This window comes from Nostoc sp. 'Peltigera membranacea cyanobiont' 232 (assembly GCF_002245985.1).
Classification (GTDB): Bacteria; Cyanobacteriota; Cyanobacteriia; order Cyanobacteriales; family Nostocaceae; genus Nostoc.
The window spans coordinates 55,702-68,236 of sequence record NZ_NOLK01000010.1; the positions used below are offsets into that span (position 1 = coordinate 55,702).

The 12,535-nt window shown below is 45.2% G+C and carries 4 protein-coding genes; 1 reads left to right on the plus strand and 3 read right to left on the minus strand.

Annotated features, from left to right (window positions below; all coding sequences use genetic code 11):
- Positions 1-12: 12 nt before the first annotated feature.
- Positions 13-3,675, minus strand: coding sequence for an NACHT domain-containing protein (locus CDG79_RS05560; RefSeq protein WP_094341239.1), 3,663 nt, complete (start codon positions 3,673-3,675; stop codon positions 13-15).
- 452 nt (positions 3,676-4,127) lie between these two features.
- Between CDG79_RS05560 and CDG79_RS05565 the strand changes: the two genes are divergently transcribed.
- A complete protein-coding gene (locus CDG79_RS05565) occupies positions 4,128-9,752 on the plus strand; it encodes a calcium-binding protein (RefSeq protein WP_094341240.1) in 5,625 nt (1,874 codons plus the stop codon).
- 89 nt (positions 9,753-9,841) lie between these two features.
- Here CDG79_RS05565 and CDG79_RS05570 read toward each other — a convergent pair whose 3' ends face one another.
- Positions 9,842-10,831, minus strand: a complete 990-nt coding sequence (locus CDG79_RS05570) for a glycosyltransferase (protein ID WP_094341241.1) — start codon at positions 10,829-10,831, stop codon at positions 9,842-9,844.
- 148 nt (positions 10,832-10,979) lie between these two features.
- The gene (ctpB, locus tag CDG79_RS05575) at positions 10,980-12,320 is read right to left on the minus strand and encodes a carboxyl-terminal processing protease CtpB (protein ID WP_094328645.1); all 1,341 of its coding nucleotides are present in this window, start codon (positions 12,318-12,320) and stop codon (positions 10,980-10,982) included.
- Between the last annotated feature and the right edge of the window lie 215 nt (positions 12,321-12,535).

Consider the following 12,535-nt stretch of genomic DNA (forward strand, 5'->3'; position numbering starts at 1 on the left):
CCTTTTTCCAATTTAGCGAAAGTTGACAGTCATTGAACAATCTGAATTCACCTCTACCGCCCCCAAAGCTTTTAAAGTTGACATCTCTGCCTCGGTCAACCCTTTAACCTCTGTAATAATTGTGCCTTCATAAGGACGGGCTGGCCGTAAAGTTGTCCAGCATTCCCCTGTAGTAAGATCCCAGCAATTGATTGTTTCATCCTGGCTACCACTGAGGAGAATTCGATCGTTGTGGCTCAAACTGAGCGACCATACCCAATTTTGATGATTGTCTAGTGTCGCAAGGCAGTCTCCAGTAGCTAGATGCCAAATTTTGATGGTGCGATCGCTACTACTGCTAATCATCCGACTACCATCGGCGGTGAAGAGAATACAAACAATTTGGCCGATATGTCCTTGGAATACTCGCTGACAACTTCCAGTGTGAATATCCCACAATTTGACTGTCTGCTCATCACCACCAGTGGCAACGTATTGACCATTTGGACTGACGGCAATTGCCCAAACGCGGTTTGAGTCTGCCTGCCAAGTATTCAGACAGATGCCTGTTTCAACATCCCACTGTTTAACTATCTTTTCATGGCCGCTACTGAATAGAGTTTTGCCGTCAGGGTTAAAAGCGATCGCTAGCACAGATCCAGGATGCCCCTGCAATGTTTGCCAACATTCCCCAGAATGCACATCCCAAATCTTGATTGTATGGTCGTGGCTGGCACTAGCAAGTAAGTTATTGTCTGGACTGAAAGCAACTGCCCAGACCCAACTCCCGTGACCGTGCAAAGTATTCAGACATTTTCCTGTATGGGGACTCCAAAGTTTAATAGTCTGGTCGGCGCTGCCACTGGCGAGAAATTGCCCGTTGGGACTAAAGGCAACACAGAAGACCCGATTGCTGTGTCCGTGGAGTACACAAAAAGGCTGGAGGCCAAGCTTTAACTGTTGCAGGGCATTGAGGTTGACATCCCAGAGTTTGATTGTCTGGTCTTCATGTCCGCTAGCAAGAAGGTTTTGCTGCCAACCGTGGGTCATGTCTGTGGCGGACAATGCTAACGCATAAATCGCATTTCTATATCCTTGTATGGTTTTGGTACACTGTCCAGTCGAAACTTCCCAGACTCTAGCTGCATGGTCATCTCCACCGCTAGCGATTAAGCGTCCTTGGGGATGAAAAGCAATTGACCAAATCCGGTTTGTATGCCCTTTTAGGGTATCTAGACATTTTTCGGTATGTATATCCCAAATCTTTACAGTTTGGTCATAGCTGCTACTTGCTACTCGATCCCCTTCGGGGTTAAATGCTACTGATGTGACAAATCCTGTATGTCCTAGCAACGTCATCACACACATCCACACCCCAGTCCGCAGATCCCAAAGTTTCACCGTTCGATCGAAACTGCCACTAACTAACCTTTCCCCTTCTGGACTAAAAGCGATCGCTTTTACCCAATGCTGATGCCCGTGAAGGGTTTGTACGCAGCATCCAGTTTCTAGATTCCACAACTTGATTGTGTTATCTTCACCAGCTGTTGCTAGGGTTTTTCCTGTGGGATGAAAGGCGACACTCCACACACACTTATCATGTCCTTCTAGAGTTTGCACGCATTCTGCTGTTGTCAGATCCCAGAGTTTAACTGTGCGATCGTCGCTAGCACTGGCCAGAATTTGTCCATCAGGACTAAAAGCCAGGGCTATAACGATGCTGGTGTGTCCATGCAGCGTTTTCAGATATTTTCCTGTGGTAGTGTCCCAAAGTTTGATAGTGTAATCTTGACCGCAACTCGCTAAGACCGGATACACAGGGCTAAAGGCAAGACTCCACACCCAACTGTTGTGTTCTTTACAGCTAAAGAGTTGTTTGCCGTTGTTGGCATCCCAAATATAAATTTCACCGTTGGTATCACTGGTAGCAAGACAACATCCATCTGGACTAAAGACAACGCTAGTAATACCGCCAAAGGTCGCAGCAAATGCACACTCTCGAAATGTTGTTTGGGTAAAGTTAACTTGATGTAAGTTGAGCGATGCCTGGGTTGGGCTGCGCCTACGCAAGTCTGCCTGACGAATGTTGAGACGCGAAAAATCATACCCAGTCAAATTGGTTTCTAATTGAGCCAACAAATTCAGCAGGTTGCCACCACCATACCCAACTGTATCTATAGCTTCATCTTGCAATTTATTAATTAGTCTCCCAAGTTTATGCTCAAGCTGACGAGTAGAGCCAAGGGTTACTTGCAGTCGATCCAGGATAGGGCGCACAATCAGGTGAATTTGACTATCGCGGATATAGTCCTTTGCCTGAGCTTTCATCAAGGCATGACTCAGCAGATATCGCGGCGATTCCGTGACAATTTCCTGACATCCTTGCTCAATCAAACAGTCTGTCACATATTCCATCACGACAGGTTGCTGTGTAAATCCCCCAGTGTTGCTTTCAATCAAGCTACGCCAGCATAAAGACTCCAACACTTCTATTAACTTAGGTTTAGACACTGGTGCTGCAAGATTGGTTTGCAATTCTGCCACAGAAACGCTTTCCCGGTGAATCGCCAACCAGTACATGACTTGTTGCTCCAAGACAGAGAGTCGTTGGAATTGCTGATCGATGAGATTGCCAATTCCATTAAATACCGTTGTCCCTTCGGTAAAAAAGCGGATAATGCTACCTTCATACAAGTCTCGAATTGAAGTTGCAGCAATTTTCAACGCTAGGGGATTACCACGGTAACAGTCAATTAGTTGGCGGGTTTCGTGGTCTGTACTTAATAGCCCTTTGAGGGAGAGAATTGTTTCTCCGGCTGCGATTTCTAATCCTGAGAGAGCAAGGGTACGAACTGGTAAACCATCACCTTCCAAAGCCGCAACTTGAGCCGGTTTTTCCCGACTGGTGAGTAGAACACAGCTTTGATGCCGAGTTTCTCCTAATCGCCACAAAAGTTCACCGTAGGATTCATAGCCTTCTCGGTAACAGCCTGTCTGCTTACCATGCTGCAACAGAGTATCAAAGTTATCTAAAATCAGCAAACAGCGAGATTTACGAAAGGACTCGATTAAACAGGTGATTTGTTCGTGAGGGTCAGCAGGTAACGCGATCGCCTGTTGATTGGAAAGAATTTTGATGCAGTCCGTCAGTTTGTCATGAAAAAAAGGTGCGTGTCGGAGCGATCGCCAAATCACATATTCAAATTCTCCCTGTAATTGTTCTGCCAACTTTACCGAGAGCGCGGTTTTACCCATACCACCCATACCTAGCAGTACCACTAGACGAGTGCGTGAAGCGTAGCTGTCGCCCTTAGGCGAATCGCCCACAATCCACTTGCTCAAAGTTTCTAATTCAGTTGTCCGTCCATAGAAGTGGGAAACATCGATGGCCTCTCCCCAATCGATGTGAGGCGTGAAGGTTGGGGAGGTGTTTGTAGCATTAAACTGTTGTGCGGTTCGGTTTAGGACTCCGTGCAGATTATTCTTGGTAACTTTTTCATTTAAAGCTTGAGATAGCGATCGCCATAGTTGCGAACCAACATCTTTGATGTGACCTGGGTCATAAGTGACTTCTCCCGCCATTTCTAGGTAAGTTTTCCCTTCCCAGGAGTAGCGAAATACAATCTCTTGCGCTCTCGTTAAGCGTCCCCGTTTCAATAATCGCTCAACGATTGCGATCGCTTCTTCAACCGTCATTTATTTCCGTAGTAATACAGGCTAACTACAATATTCCCACGAGAAAGTTGATTTTTTCGCAAAAGTTTACGTAAATCTACCAAAAAGACCCGACCTTTTCCCGACCTTTTCCGACCGTCAAAGTTGATACAAGGCTGTAGAGTATTGATGTGATTCAGTTGTAGTACAGGAATTTACCTAATGATTAAACACAGGTAAAGTGTTTACCCAAACACCGGAAGGTGTTGAGTGCGATAAATTTTTCATCTAGTTGAGCCATAGCAGTTGTGAGCGGCGATATTTATTCGTTCGCTAGTTTTTTCTGACTAATGGTTTGGAATTGGGATGCGATCGCACTTAAGTTATCGGGATTTGGGAGGGGCGAATGTAGATCAAGAAAGTCTTTTTCAATATCTGGCAACTGTATTTCTGTTTTTTTGAAAAAATTTGAGTTTAAATAGGATTTAATTCACATGGTAACAGTACAACAAGCTCAAGGTAGTTTATCACAACTCAGCAAGATTTTAGAGAATTTCAAAACTCCTAGTATTTTCAATACTGACTTTAAAGAGTTACAGAATAGTATTGGAGATTCACTAAAAATAATAAATTCTGTCCCTGAAAATGAAATTTTTAAGAACATAGAGACAATCTTTGATAATCATTTTATTAGTCGATTAGGTGATATAAAATGGGTTGACGTTGACAAGGGCGAACTAAATTTGGATGCTCTCTCTCTAAAAACAAATTTTGGAAAAGGTTTACCACAATTTACAGTTGTCGGTTCAGATTTTTCTCTAGCTGTTCCAAATTCTAGTCTTGCTTTTAAAGTTGGACTGGATACAGACTCTTTAGTGCAGAATTTCACTAAGCCAGTCTTGGGCGAAATTAACAAAGTTATTAAACCATTAGAATCAATTAATCGTGTACTTACTACTAATATCCCTGGGTTAGACAAAGTTGGTATCAAAATTAATTTGTTAAACATTGCAAAAACTTATAACAGTAGTGGAGGAAAAAAATTAGAGACTTTCTTTAACACTATTAAACAAGTATCATCACTTATTACAACAGCAAACAACCTATCTAATAGTAGCAATTCTATTTCATTAGGAGAATTTACGCTGAATACAAGTGGTATTGTTAATCCATTACCTAATAAAGATATTTTAGGGGAAATAGGTAAATCCAACTCAGGGCTTAAAAGTTTTTTAGATCAAGCAAAGGGACTTCCTGGTAGTGGTCTAACATTTCCGATTTTAGAAACACCTAAAACTGCCTTTGACTTACTTTTAGGAAAAGATGCCAATTTAATCAAATTCAATATTACTGGTGTTCCAGATGTTAAGTTTACATATAACCAATTATACGGTGTCATCCCGATTCCTCCTTCTCCAATACCCTTAACTGTCACGTTTTCTGGCAATGCAACTTTGTCGGCTCCTGGGCTAAACTTTGGTTATGATACTTCTGGATTAAAACAGAACAATCCACTTCAAGGATTATTCATTGATGGTAGAGAAGCCATTTTTAAACTTAGTGCTGGTTTAAGCGCCGAGCTGAAGGCAGAAGCTGGTCTTGTAGCAGCAGGAGGAGAAGTTGGAATTGATGGAAATGTCAATTTCTTCTTGCCAGGAAAACCAGAAAAATTCCATCTCTCAAAAATTACTAATTTATCTGGCTTTGATATCTTTGATATTGAGGGTGGAGATGTTAAACTTCAGGGTTCTTTAATAGCCAGAATTGGTTTCCCCTTCCCCCTGCCGAGCAAGAAATTTGATGTAAAGCTTTTCGAGACTACATTATTTAATTTTGGTGGTGGCAGTGGTTCATCTGAAGAGTTTAAACCAAATCTTGGAACATACGATTCTGCAACCCGCAATTTACGTCTTAATGTGGGTTCGGAACAAGACCGCAATAAACGGAAGGTGAAACCAGAAGAAATTAATGAAGAATTTCGGATTTCTGGGAATGCAAGTAATCTAATAGTCGCAGCATTTGATCAGCAAGATTCTTTCGTCAATGTTGGTAAAATTATTGCCTTTGCCGATACAGGCAAAGATACTATCATTATTGATGCGAATGTCGCTTCCGAACTATACGGTGGTTCAGAAGATGATGTATTTGTTGGAGGTTCTAACACCGATGTCTTTTATGGAGGAACTGGAGATGACCAATTAACTGGTAATGAAGGTAATGACTCTCTCCACGGTAATCAGGGCGATGATGTACTCCTTGGTGGAGATGGCATTGATAAACTGTGGGGTGATGAAGAGGACGATATTCTAAATGGTGGTCTCCAAGGCGATATTCTAAATGGTGGTTCCGGTAATGATTTTCTCATTGGCGGTAATAGTTTCACAGACGACAAAGGAAATAAATTTGTAGATGGAGATGACATTCTAGATGGGGGTTCTGGAGATGACTTTTTGGACGGTGAGGCAGGCAATGACCAACTCTACGGAGGTATTGGTATCGATCAACTCTACGGAGGTATTGGGAATGACACTCTCAATGGTGGTGCGGAAAATGACAAACTCTTCGGTGAAGGCGGGAATGACTTCCTCTATGGCGATGCTGGCGATGACGAACTAACAGGTGGTGCTGACAGCGATCGCCTCTATGGGGGTACAGACAATGACACTCTCAATGGCGGACTAGGCAATGATAGCCTGTATGGTGAAAGCGGAAATGACTTCCTCTATGGCGATGCTGGCGATGACGAACTAACGGGTGGTGATGACAGCGATCGCCTCTACGGAGGTATAGACAATGACCGTCTTTATGGAGAAGCTGGAAATGACAAACTCTTCGGCGAAGACGGCTATGACATTCTTAATGGTGATGCTGGCGATGACGAGCTAGTGGGCGGGGCTGAGACTGATAGTCTATACGGCGGGGCTGATGCTGACACTCTATACGGCGGTGCTGACGATGATCAGCTGTTAGGTGAATCAGGCAACGACCTGCTGCTGGGAGAAGCAGGTAATGACTTTATTAACGGTGATACTGAAATCGATACCGTCAGCTACGACAACTCACCCAGTGGTGTAGTTGTAAATATTAATGAAGCAGAGAACTACCAAAATCCCGGCGGAACTTTCCACACAACCATAGTTACAACCAGCCTCATACCTACCGACACAGAACCAAACTTTACGATCGCCCCAGGCACAGCTTTAGACGGCTTTGGCACTACAGATACCCTACGAAATCTAGAAAATATCATCGGCTCTGGATTTGATGATGTTCTAATTGGCAACAGCCTAGATAACCGCATCTCCGGCTTAATCGGGAATGACCTGTTAATTGGCAATGCTGGCAATGACTCTCTTGACGGAGGCGATCGCATTGATACCGTTAGTTATCGCCGCGATCCTAACCAAGTCATAGTCAACTTAGAGCAAAACTACGCTAAAGACGGCTTTGGCGGTACTGACCAAATCTTTAATGTTGAAAATGTCATCGGTTCTGCTTTCAATGATGACATCATCGGTGATGCCAAAGCCAATATCATCCACGCTGGAGAAGGCGATGACGTTGTTAACGCCAGAAATGGCAACGACATCATTTTTGGCGAGGGTGGTAAAGACACTCTCTCTGGCGAAAACGGTGACGATTTCCTAGTTGGGGGTACGGATGCCGATAATCTCAATGGCGGAGATGGCAATGACACAGCTTCTTATTTCACCTCAGCGACACGTGTATCTGTTAGTCTCACAACGGGTACAGGCTTGGCTGGAGATGCCAAAGGCGATCGCCTCCAAGCCATTGAAAACCTCGAAGGTTCAGAATTTGAGGATTTACTCTTCGGCGACGCTGGCAAGAATATCCTCAGTGGGTTGGGTGGCAATGACCTAATTTACGGTGAAGCAGGCGATGACTGGCTTGATGGCGGTACAGGAAGCGATCGCCTTTACGGTGGAGACGGCAACGATCAACTCTACGGTCGAGCCGATGAAGACCTCCTCAAAGGTGAAGCTGGCAATGACGACCTGAATGGAGGAGACAGCAACGATCAACTCTACGGTCAAGACGGCAGCGATACCTTAAATGGCGATACTGGCAATGACTATCTCGAAGGTGGCGCAGGCAATGACCTCCTTTATGGCAGCAATGGCAATGACCAACTTTATAGTCAGGAAGGCGATGACCTCCTTGATGGTGGCACAGGGGATGACCTCCTTGATGGTGGCATAGGCAAGGACTACCTCAATGGAGGAGACGGAGACGATCAACTTTATGGTCAGGCCGATAAAGATACCCTAAATGGCGGGTTGGGTAATGACTTCTTGGATGGAGGTGATGGCAATGACCGACTTGATGGTAACGAAGGCAACGATCGCCTCTACGGTCAAGTCGGTGAAGACACCCTAGATGGCGGGTTAGGCAATGACCTCGTAGATGGAGGTGATAGTAATGACCTACTTTATGGCAACGACGGTAACGATCAACTTTCCGGTCAAGCTGGTGATGACAACCTCTACGGTGGAGTGGGAAATGACGCTCTCTACGGGGGTACTGGTATAGATTTCCTCTTAGGGCAAGCGGGGGATGACTACCTCGATGGTGGATCGGGCGATGATACACTCAATGGCAACGAAGGTAGCGATCGCCTTTATGGTCAACAAGGTGATGACCTACTTAACGGTAATACTGGCGATGACTACCTTGATGGCGGGTTAGACAATGACGAACTCAATGGTAATGAAGGTAACGATCGCCTCTACGGTCAGCAAGGCTACGATATCCTAGATGGTGGCGTTGGCGCTGACTTCCTCGATGGTGGGACTGAAGATGACTATCTCTATGGCAGAGATGGTAGCGATCGCCTTTACGGTCAAGCAGGTCAGGACTATCTTGATGGCGGCAATGACGATGACCGCCTTGAAGGGGGCACGGGTGATGACCAACTCTTCGGGCAGCAAGGACGTGACTACCTCGATGGTGGCATCGGCGACGACTTCCTTTATGGCGGTAATGATGCTGATAAGCTGCTAGGACAGACTGGCAATGACTACTTAGATGGTGGTTCTGGTGCCGATCAATTAGATGGTGGCGACGGCAACGACCAACTATATGGTGGAGATGGCAATGACATCCTTGATGGCAGTGTTGGCAATGATTACCTTGAAGGTGGAAACGGTGATGACCAACTGACCGGAGGCATAGGTAATGATTACCTTTACGGTCAAGACGGTAGCGACACCCTCAATGGCGGGGCTGATAATGACAACTTATATGGTGGAGTCGGTGATGACAATCTCTTGGGAGGCGATGGCAACGATCTCCTCTCTGGTCAAGAAGGAAACGACATTCTTAATGCGGGTGCTGGCGATGACTACCTAGAAGGTGGGTTAGGCAATGACCAAATCCTAGCCGGATCGGGCAACGACCAACTCTACGGCGGCGCAGGTAACGATATTCTTGATGGTGACGCTGATAATGATTACCTAGATGGTGGATTGGGCGATGACCAGATTATAGGTGGTGAAGGTGACGACCAGCTATTTGGTCAAGAAGGTAACGACACTCTTTATGGAGGCAGTGGTAATGACAATCTTCAGGGTGGTGACAATGCCGATATCCTGAAAGGAGAGGATGGAGATGATTATCTCTTTGGTAATGACGGCGACGATCAACTTTACGGTGGCGCTGGTAACAACTCGCTAGATGGTGGTGCTGGTAACGATGTACTTTACGCCGATATCCCCCAAGCACAGGGTGGATATAATCTCTTCGGTAATGACGGTAAGGAGCCAATCTACAACAGGGGTGGCAACGACTATCTTACAGGTGGCGGTGACAATATCCTGAATGGTGGAATAGGTGAAGATACGTTTTATGGCGGTAGTGGTCGTGATATGTTTGTGCTGGCAAGCGAGTCTGGAAGTGACACCATTTTCAACTTTACGGTCGGTAGCGATTACCTGGGTTTAATGAGTGGTCTGACCTTTGAACAGCTCGCTATTACTCAAGGTATTGGCACTAATAGCAGTGATACTCTAATCAGTAAACAGGATGGTGAACTCTTAGCCACACTCATTGGAGTAAAAGCCAATACCCTTACTCTGTGGGATTTCAGCAATCTAGGATGATAATTATTGTCCCTTTGCTGACTTGCAAAGTGTAAGAGAGAATTAATAGGTAATGGAATAGGGGCGCACAGATGTGCGCCCCTATTCCATTACAATCGATCGATTATCTTGGCATTCTCTGGCAGCTTGGCATCTCTTTGCCCAGCAGTCCGCGCCCTCGCTGTGAACAAACCAATGGGGGTATTTAATAAATCTACAAGGGTGGCTTGACTTGCGATACCTGGGTTGGGCTGTGCCAACGCCTTCTTAATATCCCTTGGTACTTCCTTCAATAACCAACGTACCAAACGATAGCCGTATTCTTTGGGTGTCATATCTCGCATCAACTCTACACCGTGTAATTCGTGCAGATAGCGATTTGAGCGTCCATAACGCTGCCATTGACTTTGCAGTTCTTGAAGTGTGGCGCGATGGCGGTGCTGAACGATCGCATTCGGGGCAAATTCCAAACGCCCGATGTTTTCCCCCAAAATCCGCCAGCAAATATCGGCATCGCCACCAGTGGTAAGATAAGGACGAAATAAACCCGCTTTTTCTAAAGCAGTGCGTCGAATCGCCAAATTAGCCGTTTGTCCATAGGGACGAAAGGCATGTTTAAGGGTATGCTTTTGCGACAAAGTTTCTTCACGGTCTGCGTGTTGTTCTAGCAGAGTTGTGCCTGGTAATGCCAAAATTTCCCCAGCGACAACTACCACTTCTTTATTGACAAAAGGCTGAATTAATGTATCTAACCATTGCGGTTGTGGGCGACAATCTGCATCGGTAAAAACGATAATCTCACCCGTAGCGGCGCGAATCCCAGTATTCCGAGCGGAGTATGAGCTTTGAATTTGGGTTTCGCTCAAGGGGCGAATTGTAATTGGGCAGTTTTCGGCAGATGTTTTGAGGATACTGAGAGTGCGATCGCTACTGTTATTGTCCACCAACAAGTACTCTACCCGCTCTTTTGGGTAAGTTTGAGACAACAGACAATTGATTAATTCTGGTAAATCTGCCTCACCGTTATAAATAGGAACAACCACCGACACCATTGGTAAAAAACTGGTGGCGGTGGTTGCATCAACTGGCTGATGATTCATAAATCTGAGATTTGGGAGATGGGATTACTAGCTAGTATTCCCAAACCAAAATCTTAGAACGGTATATTGAGCAGTTTTCGTAACTCCATAAATTTGGATTTGGGAATACTACTATATAAACACCTGGTAAGAAATCATTTGCGTCAATCTAAAATTTCAAGCTATCGGCGCGGCTCATAGGGCGAGTGGGCTGATTTGCTGGTGGCTGGGCAAAGTTATTATTTGATAAAATTGCGATCGCTCGAGCATATTGCGGATCGCTCTTAGTTCCGATTAAATCTGGATTAGAAGCTAATTGCCGCTCTTGTGCCTCTGTCAAGTCTAGCTTGATATCTGGGGCAATCCCTTTATGGTTAATATCTGTTCCCGCCGGGGTATAGTAATGGGCAATGGTGACAGCCAAGCCGGAACCATCTGCAAGTTCATGAACTGACTGCACTAGTGCTTTACCAAAGGTTTGACCACCTACGACTACTGCCCGCTTATTATCCTTGAGTGCCCCTGTGAGGATTTCGCTAGCACTAGCTGAATTCCCATCTACTAGGACTGCTAAGGGACGATTTGTTAAAGCAGTGCGATTGGCTTTAGTTTCCTCAGTGCCGCCTACACGGTCTACTGTCTTGACAATTCCGCCGTTATCGTACCACATGCGAGCGATTTCAATACTCGCTTGTAACAACCCGCCAGGATTTCCCCGCAAATCTAAGACATAAGAATCAACTTTCTTACTGTTCAAATCGCGGATAGCTCGTTGCATTTGATCTGCGGCGTGGGCGCTAAATTCTCGCAAACGGATATAACCGACGCGGCGATTTCCTTCTTGTCTGAGGGTATAACGTACCGTTGGTACTTCAATACTTGCTCTGGTTAGCTTCAATTCAAAGGCATTTTGCCCTGCTCGTCCCAGCTTTAGCTTGATGGGACTACCCGCTTTCCCGCGAATTAACTTGGAAGCGTCATCCACTTTCATTTTGAGAGTGGATTTGCCGTCAATTGCCAAAATTTCATCACCTGCTTTGATCCCAGCTTTCAGTGCTGGAGAATTTTCTATGGCTTCGACGACAGTGAGGCGCTGAGTTTTTTCGTTGACTTCCATCCGAACGCCAATACCAGAGACTTCACCAGATGTTTGGCTAGTTAAGGCTTCAAACTGTTTGGGATCCATGAATCGAGTGTAAGGATCTCCCAACTTTTGTAAAGCTTCGCGGATGGCAGTGTATGCTTCTTCCCGAGAAGAATAGTCTTTGCTCAACAGGCTTTGCCTGGTTGCTTGCCAATCTTGTTGATTAAATTTACCATCAACATACTCATGATTCACCAGTTGCCACACTTGGTCAACTATCACTTTCGGGCTGTCTTGTAGGGCTAGAGCGGCACGGACATCACGAGTCCAAGCAGGGCCGAACACAGACATCGTAGCAGTTGTGGCGATCGCTCCACCAATCAAGGCTACTTGGAGCGGTGAGTAACTTTTCGCAGATTGGTTCATGTATATTAGCTGGAATAATTGTGTTGTTGACAGTTTAGCAATCAGGCTTTCCAGAAATTTTTAAGTTTTTATACCCCAAACTAAGCTATGCTCTCTTCATCATTTTTATTGTTGTAATGATGCCGAAAATACTGCATTATTAACAACCATTTCTCAGTTTGTTAGCCGTCTCCGGAAGGCTATACTTAACATGTGACACTTTGATTAGCGTCATG